The 21,917-nt window shown below is 55.4% G+C and carries 17 protein-coding genes and 1 pseudogene; 4 read left to right on the top strand and 14 right to left on the bottom strand.

The genetic code is table 11. The annotated features are described in order from the left end of the window. Nucleotides 1-20: 20 nt before the first annotated feature. From GS632_RS07415 to GS632_RS07480, 14 genes are all read right to left on the bottom strand, one after another. Nucleotides 21-1,289, bottom strand: coding sequence for an ABC transporter permease (locus GS632_RS07415; protein WP_171176976.1), 1,269 nt, complete (start codon nt 1,287-1,289; stop codon nt 21-23). Then, nucleotides 1,286-2,206: an ABC transporter permease gene (locus GS632_RS07420; protein WP_171176974.1), complete on the bottom strand. Its 921-nt coding sequence runs from the start codon at nt 2,204-2,206 to the stop codon at nt 1,286-1,288. The genes GS632_RS07415 and GS632_RS07420 overlap by 4 nt, the downstream gene beginning before the upstream one ends. A gap of 12 nt (nt 2,207-2,218) precedes the next feature. Next, the gene (locus GS632_RS07425) at nt 2,219-3,331 is read right to left on the bottom strand and encodes an ABC transporter ATP-binding protein (protein ID WP_171176972.1); all 1,113 of its coding nucleotides are present in this window, start codon (nt 3,329-3,331) and stop codon (nt 2,219-2,221) included. Nucleotides 3,332-3,447: 116 nt separating this feature from the next. After that, nucleotides 3,448-4,572, bottom strand: coding sequence for an extracellular solute-binding protein (locus tag GS632_RS07430; RefSeq protein ID WP_171176969.1), 1,125 nt, complete (start codon nt 4,570-4,572; stop codon nt 3,448-3,450). 125 nt (nt 4,573-4,697) lie between these two features. Further along, a complete protein-coding gene (locus GS632_RS07435; protein WP_171176967.1) occupies nt 4,698-6,683 on the bottom strand; it encodes a beta-galactosidase in 1,986 nt (661 codons plus the stop codon). Beyond that, nucleotides 6,680-8,326 carry an amino acid ABC transporter permease gene (locus GS632_RS07440; protein WP_171176965.1) on the bottom strand — a complete coding sequence of 549 codons (1,647 nt, stop codon included), beginning with the start codon at nt 8,324-8,326 and terminating at the stop codon, nt 6,680-6,682. The genes GS632_RS07435 and GS632_RS07440 overlap by 4 nt, the downstream gene beginning before the upstream one ends. 64 nt (nt 8,327-8,390) lie before the next feature. Beyond that, nucleotides 8,391-9,140, bottom strand: coding sequence for a basic amino acid ABC transporter substrate-binding protein (locus tag GS632_RS07445; protein ID WP_171176963.1), 750 nt, complete (start codon nt 9,138-9,140; stop codon nt 8,391-8,393). A 27-nt stretch (nt 9,141-9,167) separates the two neighbouring features. After that, nucleotides 9,168-10,208, bottom strand: a complete 1,041-nt coding sequence (locus tag GS632_RS07450) for a LacI family DNA-binding transcriptional regulator (RefSeq protein WP_171176961.1) — start codon at nt 10,206-10,208, stop codon at nt 9,168-9,170. Beyond that, on the bottom strand, nt 10,208-10,957 hold the full coding sequence (locus GS632_RS07455) for a sugar phosphate isomerase/epimerase (RefSeq protein ID WP_171176959.1): 750 nt from the start codon (nt 10,955-10,957) through the stop codon (nt 10,208-10,210). Before GS632_RS07455 ends, GS632_RS07450 begins: the two co-directional genes overlap by 1 nt. An 80-nt stretch (nt 10,958-11,037) precedes the next feature. Then, entirely contained in the window at nt 11,038-12,120 is a 1,083-nt protein-coding gene (locus GS632_RS07460) for an ABC transporter ATP-binding protein (protein ID WP_171176957.1), read from the bottom strand. 3 nt (nt 12,121-12,123) lie between these two features. Beyond that, complete coding sequence (locus GS632_RS07465; RefSeq protein ID WP_171721327.1) at nt 12,124-13,779, bottom strand: alpha-glucosidase; 1,656 nt, start codon at nt 13,777-13,779, stop codon at nt 12,124-12,126. Between the two features lie 9 nt (nt 13,780-13,788). After that, entirely contained in the window at nt 13,789-14,937 is a 1,149-nt protein-coding gene (locus GS632_RS07470) for a carbohydrate ABC transporter permease (protein ID WP_171721326.1), read from the bottom strand. A 3-nt stretch (nt 14,938-14,940) separates the two neighbouring features. Beyond that, nucleotides 14,941-15,948: a carbohydrate ABC transporter permease gene (locus tag GS632_RS07475; RefSeq protein WP_171721325.1), complete on the bottom strand. Its 1,008-nt coding sequence runs from the start codon at nt 15,946-15,948 to the stop codon at nt 14,941-14,943. 55 nt (nt 15,949-16,003) lie between these two features. After that, a complete protein-coding gene (locus tag GS632_RS07480) occupies nt 16,004-17,362 on the bottom strand; it encodes an ABC transporter substrate-binding protein (RefSeq protein ID WP_171176949.1) in 1,359 nt (452 codons plus the stop codon). Between the two features lie 218 nt (nt 17,363-17,580). On the opposite strand from GS632_RS07480, the gene GS632_RS07485 reads away from it, so the two are divergent. From GS632_RS07485 to GS632_RS07495, 4 genes and pseudogenes are all read left to right on the top strand, one after another. Beyond that, nucleotides 17,581-18,612 carry a LacI family DNA-binding transcriptional regulator gene (locus tag GS632_RS07485; RefSeq protein WP_171176947.1) on the top strand — a complete coding sequence of 344 codons (1,032 nt, stop codon included), beginning with the start codon at nt 17,581-17,583 and terminating at the stop codon, nt 18,610-18,612. A 6-nt stretch (nt 18,613-18,618) separates the two neighbouring features. Next, nucleotides 18,619-19,920: pseudogene (locus GS632_RS22085) on the top strand (GH1 family beta-glucosidase); the annotation flags it as partial. 45 nt (nt 19,921-19,965) lie between these two features. After that, a complete protein-coding gene (locus GS632_RS22090; protein WP_348540082.1) occupies nt 19,966-20,946 on the top strand; it encodes an ROK family protein in 981 nt (326 codons plus the stop codon). A gap of 39 nt (nt 20,947-20,985) precedes the next feature. Beyond that, complete coding sequence (locus GS632_RS07495) at nt 20,986-21,912, top strand: carbohydrate kinase (RefSeq protein ID WP_171238307.1); 927 nt, start codon at nt 20,986-20,988, stop codon at nt 21,910-21,912. Nucleotides 21,913-21,917 lie beyond the last annotated feature (5 nt).

Below are 21,917 nucleotides of genomic sequence, written 5' to 3' on the forward strand. Positions count from 1 at the left end.
TTGGCTATCAACCTGCGACGCTAGTCGTTTTGCAGGCTGTTGGGGTCGAAGACGTTTCCGAACCCGCTGTTGTTCGATGGGGCCGGGTCGGCCTCGGACGAACCATCGTTGCTTTCGCTTTCGTCTCCGCCCAGAGAGTTGGGGGCAAACACGTTTCCAAAGCCACTGTTGTTTGATGGCTTGGGCGTGGATTGCGCCTCACCCTGTTCGGCTTCTTCGGCTTCGCGTTGCTTACGGCGCTCTTCACGCTGCTTGCGCAGTTCCTGAATGCGTTGTTCGGCCTCCAGCTGTTTCTGCTCGCGCACGTTGGCAATGCACTGACCGGGGTCGTAGGCCGTTGCAGTGCCGACAACCGTGATCGTTGCAATCGCAAACACAACCACCAGAACCGCCGCTGCGTTTCCGGCAAAGAAGCTGGGCAGTTTGATTTTGCCGGCCAGTTCCTCAACCGTTGCGTTCTTGCGTGCCGCCGCGACCAGTTCCTGACGCTTGAGCTTGGCTTCGTTCAGTAAGGCAAAGAACACGGTCAAGGCCACGATGATAAATGCCAGCGCAGAAATCGCGGGTGTGATGCCATACCGGACCTTCTGGGCCAGCTCGATTGTCAGCGTCGGGTATTCACCAAACGTAAAGGTGGTGGTGTTGTAGTTCTCGAACGAAGCAAGGAATGCCAACACCGCCGCCGAGGCAATCGCCGGGCGCATGAACGGCAGCAAGATCTTGCGGAAAGCCTGTGCATGGCTGGCGCCAAGGTCCAGGGCCGCTTCGGTCAGAGCTACGTCGTAGCGCTGCAAACGTGCCACCAGCACCAGCATGCAGTAGCTGGCGATAAAGGTGGATTGGCCGATCACCGTCAGAAAAATGCCATTTGACAAGAAGCTGTCTGCCCCCAGTCCGAGCATACGGTTGATCCGATCCCAGAACACCAGTGTCGAGATACCCAGAACCACGCCCGGGATCAGGATCGGTGCGATGATGATCGTGTAATAGGTCGCACGCAACTTGGGCCAGATCTGAGTCAGCATCAGCGCGCCTGCCAGGCCCATCGCCACGGACAGAACAACCGTTCCAAGCCCGATGATCAACGAGTTTTTGATACCGTTCAGGATACGCTGATCCTGAAACAGCTCACCAAACCACTGGAAGGTCAGGCATTCCCACGGGCTCATCCGAGGAAAACCGGACGAGTTGAACGCGGTGATCGACATGATCACAAGCGGTCCCAGCAGATACAGGAAGAAGATCGCCAGATAGACCCAGATGCTTATGCGGAGGAAGGAATTGTTCATTTCCCGATATCCCCCATGTTCACCTTGAACAGGCGCATCACCGCCAACACGAACAGGATACAGGTCACCAGTAGCACGATGGCGTAAGCCGCCCCCTGTGGCCAGTCATTGTTGTCGTTAAACTGCTGGTAGATCAGCTGCGTGAACCACAGGCTCGACGGTCCTCCCAAAATCTGCGGAGCGGCCAGCGCACCAGCGCTTAACATGAACACCATAGTACAGCCCGAACTGATGCCCGGCTTGGCGTAAGGAATAACCACGCGCCAGTGAATCCGCCACCATGGCGCACCCAGGTCCCGAGCGGCTTCGATCTGGTTTTTATCCAGACTTTCAATGACGTTATACATCGGGAAGATCATCAGCAGGATATAGGCATAGCCCAAACCCGCATAGAGCGCGATATCGTTGCGGATGAAGTCAAACGGTGTATCCCAGATCCCCATGCCCATGAACAACGTATTCAGAACGCCGGTTTCACCGAAGATAATGCGCAGCGCGAAGGCGCGCAGGATCTCGTTGATCCAATAGGGAATGATAAGCATGATCGCAAAGATGCGGATATGGCTACCTTCGGATTGTCCCAGGTAGTAGGCGATTGGATAGCAGATGATCAGATTGAAGATCGTCACACAGACAGCCGCCACAAGGGTTCGGAAAAACACTCTCAGGTCGACTGTGTTGTAGTCCTGACTGCCGCCCTCGGGGCCGTAGATCAAGTACTTGTAGTTCTCCAGCGTATAGACGTCCTTGGGCCCGCCAATCTCTGGCGGCGGCAGGTTCGGACGGAATGAAAAGTCCAGCATCGACAACTGCGGCAAGATGATCAGCCCAATGGTCCAGAACAGGACCAGGCCCAAAATCGCCAACCCCATGCCGGTGCCATTGCGATTGAAGAAATCCTTTAGAAACTGGGGCATGAACTGTTCCCCTTATTCCGCGGCCAGTTCACCCGCAGGAACGACGACGGCGTTGTGCGTCTCATATTCCAACGTGATGTTCTGTCCGGTGTGATCTTCGAAGGATTGCCCGTGGTTGGGGATCGATACTTTGATCTCTTTTCCGCCCTCGCCTTCGGTGAAGATGTTAAAGACGTTGCCCTCGAACTCTTCGTGGTTGACACGCGCGGTGACGAAATGGTCGCCCGACGCGCCATCGGGGGCGATGGCAAATGCCTCGGGGCGCACGAACATCATGGCATCGTCGCCTTCTTTCATCTTGCCTTGATTGGCCGTCGAAATCCTCGCTACCAGATCGCCTGAGCGGTTAGTCGCGATCAGAGCCTCATTGCCCATGACTTGTTTAACTTTACCCCGGAACACATTGTTTTCGCCGACGAATGAAGCCGCAAACGCCGTGTTGGGATCGTTGTAGATGGTCTTGCCGTCGGCAATCTGATCAATCACACCCGCGCGCATAACGGCGATGTTGTCGGACATGGTCAGCGCCTCACCTTGATCGTGAGTGATGTAGATAAAGGTGATACCCACGCGCTGCTGGATTTCGCGCAGCTCTGTGCGCATGTGTTGGCGCAGTTTCAGATCCAGCGCTGACAGAGGCTCGTCCAGCAGTAACACATCCGGCTCTGCGCAAAGCGCGCGGGCGATGGCCACACGCTGACGTTGCCCGCCTGACAGTTCGCTGGGCAGTTTGTCGCCCTGCCCGGGCAAAGCGATCATGTCCAGAAGCTCATCTGCACGCTTGCGGCGTTCAGCGGCGCTGGCCCCTTTAATCTCCATCGAGAAGGTGATGTTTTCCCAAACTTTCATCAACGGAAACAACGCCAGGTTCTGGAAAATCAGCGCCGTGGGCCGCTTGTTTGGTCCGATGCCGCGCATGTCATTGCCGCCAATCAATACCTTGCCCTCGCTTGGCTCCAGGAAACCTGAAACGGCGCGCAGGATCGTTGTTTTTCCACAGCCAGACGGCCCGAGGAACGAAAAGAAATCGCCCCCGTTGATGTTCACATTCGCGTCCCGCACGGCAACGAAGTCACCGAAACGGATCCACAGCTTTTCAAGATCGACGCCGACCCCTGCACTCATTTTTGGTATCTCCCTGGGGTGCACATTGTCTTCACACCACATTACTGTCCGTTACGCCGGGACGGCGCACAGAGTGTAGCCCCCCGCGCAAGGCGGAGGGCATGTTTTCAATGCGTTTAAGCGCTCTTGAATTTGTTGACGAACTCGGTCCGTGTTTCTGCATACCAAGGTGCTTCGGCCGGCCACGGGTTAAGGTTGGCCAACGAGTCGCCCGGATAGGCTTCGGCGAAGTTCTTTTTGTAAGTGTCGCCCGAATATTGATCAGCTCCAAGAACCGGCGAGTTGTAACCGTGGCTGTCGATGGCAACACCGGCAGGCTTGGCCTGATAGGCGAAATCAATGAACGCATAGATCTGGTCGATATTCGCGGCACCTGTTGGAATTGACATGCCGTCAACCCAGGCCATCGCGCCTTCGACCGGCGCTTGGTAGTGCACTGGTTCACCTGCAGACTTCAACGCCAGCGGCGGGCCATCCCAAGTTTGACCGACAATCACGCCTTCGTTCAACAGACCATTTTTCTGTGTGTCAGCGTCATTCCAGATCAGCTTGATGCGATCTTTGCGCGCAACGCACCAGTCGGTGATCTGGCCCCAAACCTTGCGCATGGTTTCTTCGTCACCATACGCCGCCCAGACCGAGCCCGGCTCCATCTCGCCCGAACGCTCCATGTAAAGACCCGCGCCCAACATCATCGAATGCGCACGGCCCATAGTTTTTCCGGCGTTTTCTTCGGACCAAACGTCGCCATAAGACGGTGCGTCACCTTCCGGCAGCCACAGGTCGGTGCGGTAGGCAATGCCTTCGGTGCCCCAGATATGCGGCAGCCAATGCGCCCCTGATCCACCAAAGTTCCAAGCGTCTGTGCCGATCTTGGCCATGGCTGGGTTCACCAAGTCAATCGGAACCTTGTTCATATCAAAGGGCTGAAGAAGCTCCAGCGGCTCCCATTGCAACGACCGGTTGTTGGTGGGCGAGACAATGTCAAAGCCCTGACCTTTGGTGGCCTTCATCTTGTTGATGATTTCTTCGTTCGAACCGATGCCGGTGTAGTTCACCTTGATGCCGGTCAGAGTCTCAAACTCTTCGATGAAGCTGGGCGGAAGATAATCCGACCACATCAGAATATTAATCTCGCCCGACGACGCCAGCGCGCTTTTGCTGTAAAGCGGCGCTGCCAAAGCAGCTGCACCCGCGCCCTTTAGCACCTTGCGTCTGGAAAGAGTCAATTTGTCAGCCATGTGTTTTCTCCCATTGATGAACTGTTTGTTTTTATTTTTTGTTTATAGGACTTTCTGTGTCAATTCGGCAGTGAAAAAGTGACAGTTTTGAAAATTCATTAGCCCAGCCTCCTGATGGAACGCGTTCAGATTGATTTTTTAAGGGGTACATCTTCTTGCCAAACGGTCATGTCCCGGACATCCACCGGGTCGGTTCCTATCAACAATCTACGATGATCACCGGCTGGCAAGGGTTTGGGAGTGTCACCAAAGTTAAACGCGAAATGCAACGTACCGCGCCGGGCAATGCGAATATCGGGATCACAGTTCAGTGTGCTCAGGCCAGCCCACTCCAAAGCCTGATGTAAAATGGATTGCAAAAGCGCACCACGTGGAAGCATCGCCATATATATTGCCCGGTTTGACTGCACGACCGCAGGGCTTCCGTCGCAATAGGCGCTTTCAAAGCGCGCTAAGACACTTTCGTTGGTCTCGACGATCTCGCGCCAACCTACGAAAGCGTGCCGAGGGCCGTTGATCAGTTGCACATGTTCTTGTGCCAGGAGGGGAAGTGACTCGACGCGTGTGACATGAACGCCGGTCAACTCTGTTAATGTGCCAGGGGCAAGGTTCGCAGGTGTGTGCATCTGGGGTGTTTTGCTGCCTGACCTGGCTCCAATCACGAGTTTCGCGTCCGAATCTGAAAGCTTGGCAGCAAGGTCTGCGCTGACGATCATGCTCTGCGGCAATAGGATCAGTGCATAGCCGTCCAGATCATCTTCAGGGCCTAGGAAATCGACGTCTGCCCCTAATTGACGAAGGCTGGCATACCATTCACGGATAATGTGACTGTTTGGGAACTCGTCATCATGCGGCAGGATATCCGCAGCCCAGATTGAGCTGTAATCCAAAAGTATCGCCACATTGGCCTTTGAACGCGTCGCAGATGGTAGAGTTTCGCGATCCTTTACGATCTGTGCCAATTCAACCGCCGCTTGATCTGGGCTGTTATCCGAGCGCAGCAACGCCGTATGATATTGTTCCTGCGCGAATTTTGCTTGTCGCCAACGAAAGAACATAACTGCTTGCGCACCATGCGCATAAGCTGCCCAGGTCCAAAGCCGTACCATGCCCTCCGCTGGAGAAGGGTTTTTAGCCGCCCAGTCCACCGGACCCGGCTGTTGTTCCAAAACCCACATACGCCCACGTCCCTGACTGCGGTATAAATCGCAGTGAAAGCCTTGATAATCCGGCGCACCTGTCCGCAGATAGCGACGCTTTTCATCGTCGGAGAGGGTCGAACCCATCAGGTTGCCCAGCGGGTAACTGTCAAAGCCAACCACATCCAAATCGGCCGCAACGGCGTGATGGTCAAACTCGAAACTGCCTGCCATAAAGTTGTGGGTGATGTCTCGGCCCGGAGAATGTTCCCGCAGAATGTCGACCTGTGCTTTGTTGAACAGACGTACCCTGTCCGAAGAATAACGCATGAAATCCAATGCATGTGTTGGATTCGGGGCTGCGACCAGACCGTTGGGCAGCTCAATCTGGTCAAATCCGGAATAGAGCGATCCCCAGAACACGGTTCCCCATGTTTGGTTTAGGGCGTCGATTGTTTCGTATCGCTTCTGAAGCCAGCGTTGAAACCCGCTGCGCGCAGCCATTGAATAGCTGAGTACCGTGTCGTGGTCGTTGTATTCGTTGTCGATCTGCCAGGCGTGGACATGAGGGTTCTTTCCATATCTGCTGGCGTATTCGGTTGCGATCCGTTTTGCCTCGGCCAGATAAATCTCGGAGGAAAAGCAATAATGCCGACGCGATCCGTATCCCCTGACTCGTCCGTCCGGTCCGACGGGTAGGATTTCAGGATGCGCGTCGATCAGCCATTTTGGCGGGGCCGCCGTTGGGGTCGACATCATGACCTTCAGCCCGGCCTGACCCAGAATTCCAATGACCTCGTCCAGCCAACCCCAGCGAAATTGCCCGCGTGCAGGTTCGATCAGGCCCCAGGTGAATTCGGCAATACGCACCCAATCCAACCCCATCTCGACCATACGCTTGGCATCCTCTTGCCATTGCGACCGATCCCATTGTTCAGGGTAGTAGCAAACCCCCAGCTCAAGCTTGCTCATCTGCTATCCTTTGCGGTACGACGTTCGATCCATTTCAGGAAGCTGGCGCAACCCAATGTGATCACGACGTAAAGAATTGCTGCCGTATTGAAGGGGGCGAAAGGCAGGAAACTTGCCGCCTGAAACTCTCGCATCCTTTGGGTCATGTCACGAACAGACAGGATCGACAGCAGCGAGGTGTCCTTGATCATTGCTATGAATTCGTTGCCCAAGGGTGGGGTCACGATCCGCAATGCCTGCGGTAAGACGATGAGCCGAGCAGTCTGCCATCGAGACAAGCCCAAGGAGCTGCCTGCCTCCAACTGCCCTTTGGGTATGGCCTCGATCCCGGATCGAAAGATCTCGGCCATATAGGCTGAATAGCCGACCGAAATGGCGATGATGCCGCGGGTCATATTGGTCATGTCGATGCCGCCGCCTGTGGCATCCTTGACTGCACCCGCCAGAGGCAGGCCGATGTAAAGGATGATCACCAGCATCGGGATGCCCCGGATCGTATCCACAAAGAACTCTGCGCCAACGGCTAGCGGGTGGAGTTTGTGCTGTGCGCCACCAATGGTCAGCGTCAATAACAAAAAGCCAAAGACAGCAAAAGCCAGCGCCGGGTTGCGGTACTTGTCGGGCAAAAAGCTGGTTTGCCAAAGCACCGGATAGCCCTGCGTGTGTGCCTGAACGGGGACAAACGCGCCAGAGACACTTTCAACGGTTTCGATTTGCTCCAGGGCCGCTGCGGCGTCTGTTGCACTGCGGATGCGGTATTGCTGCTCTCCACCGCCTTCGAATTCACCAAACCGGATGATATCGGCCTGTGCCTGTGGTGTGCCGCGCACAATCGCAATGCGGGCTTCGGTGCTCCCGACAAGGACGTAATTCACTTGTGGTTGCATGAAGAAAAACGAGGAAACTCCTAGCAGAGCCAAGCTGATTGCGCCGTAAACCATCGTAGTACGCGCTTTGGGTTTGAACGATTGCAGCCCCACCCAGATCAGCCCCAGGATCGCTGCAAAAATATAGGCAAAGATCGCCGCGCGGAATGTAATGGCAACGCCAGTTGCAAACTGCCAATGCGCCATGAACATCAAATAGAACAAGGTGGCCCCGGTCAGGATTTCAAACCCAAGTTGAGAATAGCCGCGCAACGGGTTGTTCAGACGGGTGGATAACACGCACAGCGCGATGATCACCGCATAGATTGCCAGCAAGACCTGCAAACCAGTCTGCACTTGCGCCACAACCACAGGGAAAAGCACCCAGGTCTGGTTGGTTCGGTCGATAAGTGCCGATGTGTTTTCACTCAGCGCATGAAAGAAGACCGACTCGGCGAATGGCATCAGGATCTGAGGTGCGACAAAGGCAAGCATCGACAGGCCAACCGCCGCAGGAAATGCAGCCAATGCCGCCACGCGCAACCAGGCCGGGGCTTGCGAATGGAACCGGGAATGGCGGGCGCAGAGATAGCCCAGGATCGCCGCGGTCAGGATCAGCAAGAACCCAACAAAAATCGGCCCCGCGTTGTTGCCGATCCCTAGGATCGCGACCAGAGATCGCAAATATTTGGACGAGGAAGCAAACAGGTAAATGATGAATGGCGCTGCTGCGAGCAACACAAGGTTGCTCGGGCGGATCGAGCTGAGACGCGACATGGGGTTCTCCGCTAGGTCAAAACCCCGGCGAAAAATTCCGCCGGGGCCGTAAGGTATTCAGAGTTCAGTTTGTTCCCCAGTATTTGGCTTTCAGCTTGTCCAAGGTGCCGTCGTCCTGAATCGCGGCCAGTCCCGTGTTGATGGCATCAACGGTTGGGTCGCCTTCCTGAAAGACGATGCCCAGCGGGTCGGATTGCAGGCCAGTGATCCCAACGGTCAACTCGCCTGCAAACTCCTGCTCATAGGCCGACGCCGAGGTGCCGTCGATGATGACCCCCTGTACGTCGGCGTTTTGAAGCGCCAGAATGGCGGCCGAAAAATTGTCATACAGACTCACATTCTCGCGGCCCACCAACTCTTCCGCGAGTTGCGCGTTGGTCGTACCGGTCTGTGCCGCAAGCTTCTGGCCTCCTGCCTTGAAATCTTCCAGCGTCATATCCGCATTGTCGACCTGAAGAAGAATGGCCTGGCTGACAACGATGTAAGGTTCGGAGAAATCCATGGTCTCTTCCCGTTCCGGTGTGATCGAAACGCCCGAGATCACCAGATCGAACTCACCCTGCTGAAGTGCCGCGAAGATCCCGTCCCAAGCCGTGTTGACGAAATTCGGAACGCAATTCACGCGCTCGCAAATGGCATTCATGACGTCGACGTCAAAACCGACAATCTCGCCAGTTGTTTCATCCACGGTTTCCATCGGTGGATATGTCGCGTCCGTCCCGATCTTGAGCACACGGCCTTCCAGATCGGCGGCAAAGGCGGCAGGCGCTGTCATCGCAGAAAGCGCCGCCGCTGCAAGTAAATGTTTGAACATGTTTGGTTTCTCCTTTGTTGGACTAAGTCAAATCGCCGGTTCCGGCGGTGGCGTGTCAGGTTGCCGCTCGATCAATTGGGCCCTGATCTTTTTTTGAATCTCTGATGGGTTGGCTCCGGCCAAGACTTGCAGCATAAACTCGCCCAAGAGGCGGCTGGTCTCGCCAATGGGCAGATAATAGGTGCTGGGCGGGGGTACGAAATACTGGCTGAGTTTCAGATCATCGTTTGAAATGACCACAACATCCTGCCCCACCCTCACCCCTTGTTTTGCTGCCGCCGACAAGGCCCCAAGGGTCATCGCCTCGTTGGCGCAAATGATGGCGCTTGGCGGTTTGGGTAACTGCATGAGTGCCGCAAAAGCCGTTTGGCCGGTCTCTGCTGTTGTTGGACCGGTCGCAATCAGCGTAGGGTCAAAGCCAAGCGCACCCTCTGACAGAGCATCGGCATAGCCCCGGCGTCGTTGCAAGGCATAGACCAGGTCATCCGGAGGGTTAATCAACGCGATCCGGCGATGGCCAAGGCCAATCAATCTGGCCGTCGCTTCAAACGCCGCAGTCTCACTGTCGAGATCAACATATGCATGCGGCAGGTCGCTGCTACTCATGCCGTAAGTGACAAAGGGAAATGCCTCAGCCTGAAGATACGCTATCCGCGGGTCGTTCACTCGCGTGCCCGAGAAAATCACACCATCGGCCAGCCCTTCTTGCACGATCGAACGCAGAGTCTTCAGTTCAGTATCGTCGCCGCTTGTGCTGAAAACACTCAATTGATAGCGCGATCCCTGAACCGCTTTGGAAATCCCAGCCAGAATCCGTGTGAATTCAACGCCTTCCCATTCCTCAGCGGCATCTTCCGAAACGCTGACCAGAACAGCAATCCGATAGGATTTATTGGTCCGCAACTTAAGTCCATCAAGGTTTACCCGATAGCCCAGAGCGGTCGCTGCCTTGTGGATTTCATCCCGCGTTTCTTGTTTCACCGAGGGCGCATCCCGTAAGGCGTTCGAAACCGTTCCGACAGAATAGCCAGTCTTCTTTGCAATTGATTTTATTGTCGCCCGCGCCATCAGGTAATCCCGATCAGACGTTCGGTCAGGAACCCCCGTCCCGTGTTCAATGTACGTCTGTGATCTAAGGTTTCGTCATGTTCGACAAACAAATCGGAACAATTGCTGTCTGCGAGTGCCTTCAATACAGCGTCCCAATCCACGACGCCCTCCCCCAGATCGCGCCAACGCTCGTCACCTGTGCCACAGTCTGGATCCGCATCCTTTGCATGAATAGACAGGATTCGGTCCGCATGACGTTTGATCATTGCGGCGGCATCTAGGCCAGCAACTTGCAACCAACCTATATCTGGCTGCCAGTAGATATTCCCTTGCGAAAGGACTTGATCCAGGGGCGTTTCACCCTTTGCCCCCACCAGATCAAAGTCGTGATTGTGATAGGCCAGACGGATGCCGTGCTCGCTTAGTCGATCAGCCCATTCTGACAACTGACCCGACACTGCCATCCATCCCCGGGCAGTGTCGGGCCGCGTCTGGGGCGCCAGCCAAGGCATGACGGCCACCTGGCATTCCAAAAGGTCCATGACCTCGACAATGTCATCGAAACGCGTGTCGAACTCTTCCCAGTCAAAATGTGCAGACCGAACGTTAAGACCTGATTGATGAATGGTACCCGCCATCTGCTGCGGGTTCAGTTCATGCAGCCCCGTGGTTTCGATATCCTCAAAACCGCAATCTGCAACCAGACGCAGCTGATCTGTCAGATCACCGCATTGCCGCACTGTATAAAGCTGGGCTGAAACTCTCATTCCCCACCATTGAAACGTTTCAATTATGGTGGAATACGACCTGTTGAGTTGTCAAGCTTCGCATTGATCAGCCGCCGTTCTCACTTTCGCATCGATACGCTGTTGTGGAACAAGTGTACTTTTTCAGGGGCTGCGGTCACGGAAACGGTCTGTCCGCGCATGTTCCGTTGAACTCCTGGCAGTTTGGCAATCGGCGCTTCAGCGTCCGTGGTCTTTTCGAAGTACAACAGTGTGACCTCGCCCAAAGCCTCGGTGAAATCCACCTTTCCGGTCATGATCGCGGTATCGTCAGTCACGACAAAATCTTCGGGGCGTACACCGATATTGACCTGCTTGCCCAGATCGCTGTCCTCGGTTGGGATCGCGGAAACGGCGGTGCCGCCAGACGCAAGCTCCACAGTCGTTGTCGCCCCCGTTTCGGTGATCGTTCCGGGTAATAGGTTCATTGACGGCGAGCCAATGAATTGGGCCACAAACTCGTTATCGGGCGTCTCATACAGTTCAAGCGGCGTGCCCACCTGCGCAATACCCTTGTTGGCCAAAACCACAATCCGGCTGGCCAATGTCATCGCTTCGACCTGGTCATGGGTCACGTAGATCATGGTACTGTCGGGCATGGCCTCTTTCAGGCGCGCAATTTCGATCCGTGTTGCCACCCGAAGGGCTGCGTCAAGGTTCGACAAGGGTTCATCAAACAGATACACCTTTGGATCGCGCACAATGGCCCGCCCGATGGCGACCCGCTGGCGCTGACCGCCGGACAGAGCTTTGGGTAAACGGTCAAGAAAGGGTTCGAGTTGCAGAATTTGGGCGGCTCGATCTACCGCAGCATCTATTTCACCCGCAGGCATCTTGGCAATTTTCAGGGCAAACGCCATGTTTTCGCGCACTGTCATATGGGGGTACAGGGCGTAGCTTTGAAACACCATCGCGATGCCGCGTTGTGCGGGCGGAACATCGTTCATGACCTGCCCTTCGATCTCCAGCGTCCCGCCTGTGATCTTTTCCAAACCGGCTATCATCCGCAGCAAGGTGGATTTGCCACATCCGGAAGGACCAACAAAAACGACCAGTTCGCCCTGCTCAATGTCGAGATTGATGTTCTTCAGAACGTCAACAGGGCCATAAGACTTGGCGACACCTGTAAGGTTGAGTTCAGACATGCCTTACCCCTTTTCCCGAGCCATCAGGCAGAACTGCGAAGCCGTCAGAGTGATTGAATTTGCACCGTCAATGGCACCCAGTTCCTGACCAATTGTCTGCCAATTGCCGTCAGGCACTTTGATCTCGGTTTGATCTGATCCGAGATTGAACGCACAGAAAATTTGCTCGGAGCTGTCTTCACGAATGAAAGTCAAAACTGAGCCTATTTCGTTCATCTCAGAAAGACGTCCAGATGCCAGAGCCGGGTGCGCATGACGCAGCGCGATGGCGCGACGATAGTGGTTCAGCATCGATTGCGGGTCCACCTCGGCCCGATCGACCGCGTGTTCAGCCTGTTGGACGCTGACCGGTAGCCAGGGTTCTGCGGTGCTGAAGCCTGATTGTTCATGCTGCGCTTGCCAAACCATTGGCGTACGGCAACCGTCGCGGCCTTTGAATTCGGGCCAGAATTCGATGCCATAGGGGTCTCGAAGCTTCTCAAACGGCACATCTGCTTCATGCAGGCCCAATTCTTCGCCTTGATACAGGCAAGCCGAGCCGCGTAGGCACATCATGAGAACCGCATGCTGTCGGGCTGCGGCGTCATCTAAGTTCCAGCGAGAGGCATGGCGTTGCACGTCATGGTTTGAAAATGCCCAACAGGGCCATGCATCACCTGCCTTGGCCTGCAATTGGTCAAAGACATGTTTGGTGTAACTGGCAGTCAACGCGCGTTTCTCGAGGAACTCAAACGCATAGCACATGTGCATCCGCTGATCGCCCGAGGTGTATTCACCCATGATCTCGAGCCCACGCTGCGCATCGCCGACCTCGCCCAGACACGCACGGCCTTCGTATTCGTCCGTAAGCGCCCTCAGCCGTTCAAGGAATTCAATATTCTCGGGTTGGCTTTTCGAATACAGGTGGTCCTGATGGTTGTACGGGTTGACTGCTGGTGCGATCGTCGCGTTGCGCTGATCCATTGGCAGGGCTGGGTTGTCGCGCAATTCCTTGTCATGGAAGTAAAAATTGATTGTGTCCAACCGAAAGCCATCTACGCCCAGATCCAGCCAGAACCGTGCGACGTCCAGCAAAGCATCCTGAACATCCGGGCAATGGAAATTCAAATCCGGTTGCGATGTCAGGAAGTTATGCAGATAGTACTGCAGGCGACGAGAGTCCCATTGCCACGCCGAGCCGCCAAAGATCGACAGCCAGTTGTTTGGTGGTGTGCCATCCGGCTTGGGGTCAGCCCACACATACCAGTCGGATTTCGGGTTCTCACGGCTGCTGCGGCTTTCGCTGAACCAAGGGTGCTGGTCCGACGTGTGCGACAGAACCAGATCGATCATGATTTTCAGTCCTTTGGCATGCGCCTGATCCAGAAGCTCTTTGAAGTCCTCCAGCGTTCCGAACATGGGATCGACATCGCGATAATCGCTGACATCGTATCCAAAGTCTTTCATTGGTGACTTGAAAAACGGTGAGATCCAGATCGCATCAACACCCAACGACGCGATATAGTCCAGTCGCGCGGTGATGCCTTTCAAGTCACCGACCCCATCGCCGTTGCTGTCCTGAAAACTCCGCGGGTAGATCTGATAGATCACCCCTCCTCGCCACCAATCCGAAGACAGTCTTGTTGCTTTGCTGTGTTCAAGGTTGTTCTGCACGTTCATCAGACGCCTCTATTTAACAGATCCGGCCAGAAGGCCCCGGACCAGGTATTTTTGCATTGCGAAAAAAACGACCAGCGGCACAAAGATTGAGACAAAGGCGGCGGTCGCAAGAATTTCCCAGTTGCCGCCACGCGTCCCCAAAAGCTCGACGATGCGGTTGGTCATCACAGTTGTCTGGCCGGTCGCATCGATCAGGAAGACCTTCGCAACCAGCAGGTCGTTCCATGTCCAAAGGAACTGGAAGATCGCGAAAGACGCCAGCGCCGGGAAGCTGAGCGGCAGGATCAGCTTGGTAAAGATCTGGAACTCGGTGGCGCCGTCGACGCGTGCGTTTTCGATCAGGTCACGCGGTAATCCGGCCATGTAGTTGCGAAGCAGATAAATCGCCAGGGGCATCCCGAACCCGGTATGTGCCAGCCAGACGCCCAGATAACCCTTGCCGATGCCGATATTCAGGTGGAATTTCAGCAAGGGTATCAGGGCCAATTGAAGCGGAACAACCAACAGCCCAACAACCGCCGCGATCAACAGCGCCCGACCGGGAAAATCCATCCAGGCCAGCGCATAGGCCGCAAAGGCGGCAACCAGAATCGGGATGATTGTTGCCGGGATCGTCACGGTCAGCGTATTGAAGAACGCCTTGGCCATACTGTCCGTACTACTCTGATCCAGAAGAACTTTCTGGTAATTGTCCAAGGTGAACTCAGGCGGCAACTCGGCCGTCACAAAGATACGCGCGCCGCGGTTTCCGGTGAACTCTTCGGTGTTTTCCATCCGATAGTATCCAACGGCATCGACGGTGATGGTGCCGCCTCGGCGTAGCTCGACCGTTTGACCGGGCTCAAAGGCATCCACATCACGCGAGCTGATACCCCATCTCGAAATTGTGGCTTGCTCATCCGCGCTGAACAGCGCGCCCTCAATGACATACAACCCGTTTTCCAACGCCTGTGTTTCAGGCGCGGCGCTGCGAAGGGTCAGATTCTGCTCGGATGGAAACAGCGATCGCCACCACCCGCTTGATGAGATTTGGTCGGCTGTCCGAAAGGACGAGACCAACAGACCCAAAGTTGGAATGACCCACAACACCACAAGAAAGATGACCGAAAGGTGCACAACCCATCTGAGCGCGGGTTTGGTTCCAGCAATATCGCTCATGGCTTACTCCATCTCCTTGCGGGCGTTGCGCACATTCCACACCAGGATCGGAGCAACCAGCAGCATAATCACCATGGCCGAGGCTGATCCGACGCCCCAGTCATTTGCCCGAAACAGCTTGTCGTACATGTAGTTGGCCAGCACCTGTGTCTCCCACTGGCCGTTGGTCATGGCAAAAACGATGTCAAAGACCTTGAGCACGGTGATTGTGATTGTCGTCCAAACAACAAGGATTGTTGTTTTGATTTGGGGCACCTTGATCTTGAAGAAAATCTGGAACGGATTCGCGCCGTCCAGAATGGCTGCTTCGATGGTTTCTTCGGGGATACCGCGCAGAGCAGCCGACAGGATGACCATGGCAAAACCGGTCTGAATCCAGACCAAAACGATCATCAGGAAAAAGCTGTTCCAGAACGGGACCGTCAGCCAGGTTTGCGGTTCGGCCCCACCGAAAAAGATAAAGAGCGCGTTTAGGATGCCAATCTGGTCTTGTTCTGCAGGACGCGCATCATAAACCAGTTTCCAGATCACCGACGCGCCCACAAAAGAAATCGCCATCGGCATGAAGATCAGAGATTTGGCGAAGTTGCCCCAGCGGATCCGGTCAGTCAGTTGCGCAACAAGCAGACCAAAGGCTGTGGACATGGCTGGTACGACGATCAGCCAAAACATGTTGTTGCGCATGGCCTCCCAAAATTTGGGCTCAGCCGCCATCTGTGAGTAATTGTCCAGACCCACCCATTTGTACCCGCCGCCGGGCACACGCTCCGTGATTGACAGGCGCAGTGTTTCAACAACCGGATAGGCCAGATACAGCCCCAGCGCAGCAAGCGCAGGGAACAGAAACAGCCATGGCCGGATCATGTTGGCCCGGTTGATGTTGCGCCCCGCATTCGGCCCGTGCGGCGGGAACAGGACTTTGTCTAGAAACTGGTTGGAGAGGTAGAAATAGCCCACGCAACCCGACACGCCGATGGCGATCGTCAGCAGGCCTTGAAGTGCCGGTGTCATGGTGCGCTCATCCGTTTGGCAAGCAGGGCGATCCTAAGACCGCCCCAGCGGTTGATCACTTGGCTGCGTCCCAGGACGACTGGATTTCGCCGGCCACGGTGGCTGCGTCTTTTGCACCCGATGAATAATCTACCATCCCGGTCCAGAAGGTACCGGCACCAACGGCACCTGGCATCAGGTCAGACCCGTCAAAGCGGAAGGTGGTGGCATTGGTCAGGATTTCACCCTGCCCGCGCTGGGTGTCGTTGGAATAGTTTTCGGGGTTCGCACCAAGATGCGGTGTCAGGAAGCCGTCTTGCGACATCATGATCTCATGCGCAAAGGGTGTCTTTAGGAACTCCATGAACGCTTCGGCGGCAGGGTTTGGGTTGGTGACTGTAAACAGCGTTCCCGCCCCAAGTACCGGAGTACCCAGATCCTTTTCGGCATATGCCGGGAAATAGAAGAAATCAGCATCAACGCCCAATTCGGTGCCCTCAGGGAAGTACGCCGGAATAAACGACGCTTGGCGGTGCATCATGCAGGCCGGGGGGCTGTCGAACAAACCCTTGGGGCTGTCGCGGAAGTCAATCGCGGCAGTGTCGTCTGCATCCCCGACAACATAGTCGTCGTTGCGGGTAAAGCTGCCATATTCCTCAATTGCGGCGATCACCCGAGGATCGTCAAACTTCATCTCATTCGACACCCACTGGTCATAAACTTCCGGTGGCTGAGTGCGCAGCATCAGGTCTTCTACCCAGTCAGTCGCAGGCCAACCGGTTGCGCCTCCTGAAGCCAGACCAACGCATAATGGGGTTTCGCCATCTTCGACCATCTGGTCCATCAGAGCTTTGAACTCTTCCATGGTCTCCGGTACTTCGTATCCAAAATCTTCAAAGTTCTCGGGGATGTACCAAACCAGAGACTTGACGTTTACGTTGAAGAAAAAGCCATAGAACTCGGCAGCGCCTTGATCATTCTCGAACGTGCCCAGATCGACCCAGGACTGACCTGCAGCAAAGTTATCTTTGATCCAGTCAGCAGACCCATCCGCAAGTGGCGTCAGGTACCCCTGCTTCGCAAGGTTTGCCGCCAGACCAGGCTGTGGAAACACTGTCAGGTTCGGCGCCGAGCCCGCCGCTGCATCAATGAGGATTTGTTGCTCAAGCGAATCTGAACCTACGTAGCTGGAGTTTGCGCCTGTTGCTTCGTCGAAATACGCAACAAGGTTCTCAAAGGATTTGCCCTCACCCGCTAGCCAGGGGCCAAAGATGGTCAGGCTTTCCCCGGACAGATCGTTAGCATCGGCAAAGGCCTGGAACCCGTCCCAGTCAAAGCTGCCTTCACCTGCGGCGTGGATCAACTCACCCTCCGCCTGAACCGACCCAGCCATCAGGGCGAACATCGCCGCACCTGCATAAAGCGAGTGTTTCATCTAATCCTCCTCCCGAATTTTCACGCGCTTAAAGACTCACTTTCAAAGCGCTTTGGATGCGACGTGTTATCCGCTAACACTTTCATTCTGTCAATCATTTGCTGCCTTATGCTGAAAATATTAATAAATTTGGCTATAACGGTAAAACAAGTTGACGGGCGCTCAAATTGGCCACACAACAAATGTTGCAGATAATTGAAGGCGCTTTGAATAGCAAAATGAACCTGAAGCAGCTCTCGGAAATCCTGGGCCTTTCGCAAACAACGGTGAGCCGCGCGCTGAACGGATATCCGGAGGTCAGTGAAGGAACGCGTGTACGTGTGCAAGCCGCCGCGCAAAAACATGGATATCGCCCCAACAGCCGGGCGAAAGGGCTGGCGACAGGGCGATCCATGGTCATCGGTCATGTGATCCCCAGTTCGTCGCAGCATGAAATGGTGAACCCCATCTTTGGCGACTTTGTTGCCGGTGCCGCGCGGAAATATGCGGAATATGGCTACGACTTGATGTTTACCAACGCCGACGACACTTCGATCGAAGAAGCCTATCGCAGTCTTTTTCAGCGGGGTGCGGTCGATGGCGTTGTCCTGCAGGGGCCGAAAGTAAATGAGCCTCGGATCGCTGTTCTGAAACGCATGGGCGTGCCGTTCATCGTGCATGGGCGTTCGACTGGCGTAGATACGCCTTACGACTGGATCGACGTGAACAACAAAAGCTCGTTTCTACGGGCGACGCGGTTTTTGATTGATTTGGGTCATCGCCGGATCGCCTTGATCAATGGCCTGGAAGATATGGATTTCGCACAGCGCCGACGCGCCGGGTATCTGGAAGCGCTCAAGCAAGCTGGCCTTGCCGCCGATCCCGAACTGATGCGCAGCGCAGAGATGACGGAAGTGTATGGCCATCACGAATCGCGAGGTATGTTGCAGCTTGAGAATCCGCCAACCGCCATATTGGCGTCCTCGATGATTTCCGCCATAGGAGTAAGGCGTGCCTTGGATGAAGCGGGCTTGAAGATGGGGCGCGATGTTTCGGTCATAGCGCATGACGACGACTTGTCTTATCTGAAGAACGGTCAAGACGTTCCTATTTTCACTGCAACCCGATCATCCGTCCGTCACGCCGGGGAAATGGCGGCAGAGATGTTAATTGAACGGATCAAGTTCCCCGATGATGCGGCCAAATCCAAATTGCTGGAGGCTGAACTGGTTGTCGGACGCTCAACTGGCCCTGTGCCCAACAGGACGTAACAAAGAATGAAATACACTCGCTCTGACTTCCCAAAAGACTTCCTTTTCGGGGTCGCAACCTCAGCTTATCAGATCGAAGGGCATGCACAGGGTGGTGCCGGGCAAACACACTGGGATACGTTTGCGGCCTCACCTGGAAACGTGGTTCGTGGAGAAAATGGCGATCTCGCCTGTGATCATTTGAACCGGTTCGAACAGGATTTCGATCTGGTGCGCGAGGCGGGGTTTGACTGCTATCGGTTCTCAACCAGTTGGGCGCGGGTGATGCCGGAAGGTCGCGGGCAGGTAAATCAGGCCGGTTTGGATTACTATGATCGACTTGCCGACGCGTTGCTGGAACGCGGAATACGGCCCTGCGTAACCTTGTATCATTGGGAGCTGCCCTCGGCCCTGGCGGACCAGGGGGGGTGGCGCAATCGCGACATTGCAGGATGGTTTGCAGACTTCACCGAGGTCATCATGGGCCGCATCGGGGACAGGATGTACAGTGCCGCACCGATCAACGAGCCATGGTGTGTCAGCTGGCTAAGCCATTTCGAAGGTCATCACGCCCCGGGCCTGCGCGACATCCGCGCAACGGCCCGCGCGATGCATCACGTTTTGCTGGCGCATGGTCGCGCCATTCAGGCCATGCGTAGTCTTGGGATGAGCAATCTGGGCGCGGTGTTCAACCTCGAATGGGCAGACCCGGCCGATGACAGCGTCGAGGCGCGGCTTGCTGCGGACCGGTATGATGCGATTTACAATCGGTTCTTTCTTGGTGGCGTCTTCAAGAAACAGTACCCCAAACTGGTGTTGGATGGGCTTGAGCCACACTTGCCATCTGGTTGGCAGGACGATTTTGAAACGATTGGGACTCAGGTCGATTGGTGCGGGTTGAACTACTACACCCGAAAGTTGATTGCCCCGAGCGATACCGCGTGGCCCAGTTTGACCGATGTTCCCGGACCACTGCCAAAAACGCAGATGGGGTGGGAAATTGACCCTTCCGCCCTGACCCGATTTCTTATTCGAGCACAGAAGGACTATACGGGCGGGCTACCAATCTATATCACCGAAAACGGAATGGCGAGCGCAGAGCGCGTGCGGGATGAGGACCGTATCGAATATCTTGATACACACCTTGCAGCCGTGCTGGACGCTTTGGCACAAGGTGTTCCGGTTAAAGGCTATTTTGTCTGGTCTCTGCTGGACAATTACGAATGGGCCTTCGGGTACGAGAAAAGGTTTGGACTGGTGGACGTGGAATTTGAAACTCTGGAAAGAACGCCCAAAGCGTCGTTCGCGGCGCTGAAATCCGCCCTTTCAGAGGGGCAGAACGTCTCTCTTCCGTTAGCGCAACCATCTGGTTCTGTGCATGAACACTGGAATTTGGTTGCAGACATTGGCGGAACAAACACCCGTCTTGGCGTTGTGACAAATGGCGAGCTAACGGACCTGCGCAAGCACCCTACGGGCACATTGGACGATCTGCTGAACGCATTTCACTCTCTGCGAGATGAGGTTGGCACAAATCCTCAGGCGGTCGTTGCTGCTGGGGCTGGTCCTGTAAGAAACGGAGTCATCCGTCTTACAAACGCTAATCTGGACTTGTCCGAGGTTGAACTGGCGCAGGCGACCGGGGCGGAGCATACTTTTGTTATTAATGACTTCACAGCGGCAGCTTGGTCAGTTGCTGACGTCAAACAGAACGAAGTTTCGGTTTTGCAAGGTCAGGCGAAACCGCCTGTGGGCACGCGTTTGGTGGTTGGCCCCGGCACTGGGCTTGGTGTCGGAGCTTTGTTGTTTTCTGAAGGGCATTATCACACGGTTTCCGGCGAAGGCGGCCACGTGGGACTGTATCCGCGTCACCGCGACGAGGTAGAGATCTTTGAAGCAGCCCGCCGAATTGCACCTGAATGCTTTTTCGGGAACAGCCTGGCTCTGGAAGCGGAAATGTTCCTCAGCGGAACGGGCTTGCCCATCCTGTATCAAGCCGTTGGATTGGCGGCTGGAAACGCACAGCCTTCATTGCGATCTGCCAAAGAGATTTTGGCCGAAGCCCGCGATGCCTCGGACCCCATCGCAGTCAAAACAGCGCAGATGTTCACCACGCATCTGGGCGCACTTATGGGCGACATGGCAGTTACTCTGATGCCTGCCGGTGGGGTGTTTCTTGTGGGCGGCGTCGCCGAGAAAAACCGTTGGCTCTTTGATCAGGACTTTAAGGATGCGTTCAACGGCGGTGGACGTTTTAGTGAGTTGCGAAAGTCATTGAACCTGTACGTCTCAGAACAAGCCGAATTTGGCATCATTGGTGCAAACAACTTTTGCAAGAACGCCCTCAAGCGTTAAGCGACGTGCCCCACAAGAACTCCAGGAAAGGACTGTCGAATGATCTTGTGTTGCGGGGAAGCCCTGATTGATATGATCGCCGAGCCGACAGTTTTCGGTGCGCACGGCTTTGTTCCGCATACCGGCGGGGCGATCCTGAATACAGCAGTCGCCATGGGGCGTCTAGGCGTATCTGTGGGGATGCTGACGGGCATTTCAACGGACATGTTCGGCCAGCAGTTGATCACCGCATTAAACGCCAGTCACGTTGATACATCGCATGTGATCGTCTCGGATCGCCCCAGCACACTTGCCTTTGTTCAACTTCAAGATGGGCACGCAACCTACAGCTTTGTCGATGAAAACACGGCTGGGCGTATGTTGACGCCGGAAGATATGCCAGATCAGCTTCCAGCAGTCTCTGCTTTGTATCTAGGGGGTATTAGTGTGGCGTGTGAGCCCTGCGCGGATGCCTACGCGTCATTGTTGAAGCGTCATGGTGGCGAACGTGCGGTGATGCTGGATCCGAACATCCGTCCGGGTTTCATCGAGGATCAGGCCCGGTTTCGAACACGCCTGAACCACATGATCGCGCAATCCGATATCGTCAAAGTTTCCGACGAGGATCTGGACTGGATCATTCCCGGTACCGAGCCCGAGTCGGCGAAAGCCGCGTTGTTGTTGCAGGCCGGGCCAACGGCCCTGATAGTGACCCGGGGCGGTGATGGCGCACATGGGTATCTGGCAGATGGATCAAAGGTTTCGGTGCCGGTGAAACAGGTGCAGGTCGTAGACACGATCGGTGCCGGCGATACGTTCAATGCTGGTGTGCTCACCGCACTCAGCCGTGCTGAGAAACTGACCAAACAAGGCGTGCGAAACCTGACCCCAGAAGCGTTGCGCGCGGCCATGGAACTGGGAGCCGAAGTCGCCGCTGTAACCGTATCCCGTGCCGGGGCCGAGCCGCCCTGGGCGCATGAGCTTTAATTCTT

The organism is Ruegeria sp. HKCCD7296, assembly GCF_013110775.1.
Classification (GTDB): domain Bacteria; phylum Pseudomonadota; class Alphaproteobacteria; order Rhodobacterales; family Rhodobacteraceae; genus Ruegeria.

What these genes read in the sequence shown, in the direction of transcription:
- GS632_RS07415 (WP_171176976.1), bottom strand. Translation starts at nt 1,289, where the DNA reads ATGAACAATTCCTTCCTCCGCATAAGCATCTGGGTCTATCTGGCGATC.
- GS632_RS07420 (WP_171176974.1), bottom strand. Translation starts at nt 2,206, where the DNA reads ATGCCCCAGTTTCTAAAGGATTTCTTCAATCGCAATGGCACCGGCATG.
- GS632_RS07425 (WP_171176972.1), bottom strand. Translation starts at nt 3,331, where the DNA reads ATGAGTGCAGGGGTCGGCGTCGATCTTGAAAAGCTGTGGATCCGTTTC.
- GS632_RS07430 (WP_171176969.1), bottom strand. Translation starts at nt 4,572, where the DNA reads ATGGCTGACAAATTGACTCTTTCCAGACGCAAGGTGCTAAAGGGCGCG.
- GS632_RS07435 (WP_171176967.1), bottom strand. Translation starts at nt 6,683, where the DNA reads ATGAGCAAGCTTGAGCTGGGGGTTTGCTACTACCCTGAACAATGGGAT.
- GS632_RS07440 (WP_171176965.1), bottom strand. Translation starts at nt 8,326, where the DNA reads ATGTCGCGTCTCAGCTCGATCCGCCCGAGCAACCTTGTGTTGCTCGCA.
- GS632_RS07445 (WP_171176963.1), bottom strand. Translation starts at nt 9,140, where the DNA reads ATGTTCAAACATTTACTTGCAGCGGCGGCGCTTTCTGCGATGACAGCG.
- GS632_RS07450 (WP_171176961.1), bottom strand. Translation starts at nt 10,208, where the DNA reads ATGGCGCGGGCGACAATAAAATCAATTGCAAAGAAGACTGGCTATTCT.
- GS632_RS07455 (WP_171176959.1), bottom strand. Translation starts at nt 10,957, where the DNA reads ATGAGAGTTTCAGCCCAGCTTTATACAGTGCGGCAATGCGGTGATCTG.
- GS632_RS07460 (WP_171176957.1), bottom strand. Translation starts at nt 12,120, where the DNA reads ATGTCTGAACTCAACCTTACAGGTGTCGCCAAGTCTTATGGCCCTGTT.
- GS632_RS07465 (WP_171721327.1), bottom strand. Translation starts at nt 13,779, where the DNA reads ATGAACGTGCAGAACAACCTTGAACACAGCAAAGCAACAAGACTGTCT.
- GS632_RS07470 (WP_171721326.1), bottom strand. Translation starts at nt 14,937, where the DNA reads ATGAGCGATATTGCTGGAACCAAACCCGCGCTCAGATGGGTTGTGCAC.
- GS632_RS07475 (WP_171721325.1), bottom strand. Translation starts at nt 15,948, where the DNA reads ATGACACCGGCACTTCAAGGCCTGCTGACGATCGCCATCGGCGTGTCG.
- GS632_RS07480 (WP_171176949.1), bottom strand. Translation starts at nt 17,362, where the DNA reads ATGAAACACTCGCTTTATGCAGGTGCGGCGATGTTCGCCCTGATGGCT.
- GS632_RS07485 (WP_171176947.1), top strand. Translation starts at nt 17,581, where the DNA reads ATGAACCTGAAGCAGCTCTCGGAAATCCTGGGCCTTTCGCAAACAACG.
- GS632_RS07495 (WP_171238307.1), top strand. Translation starts at nt 20,986, where the DNA reads ATGATCTTGTGTTGCGGGGAAGCCCTGATTGATATGATCGCCGAGCCG.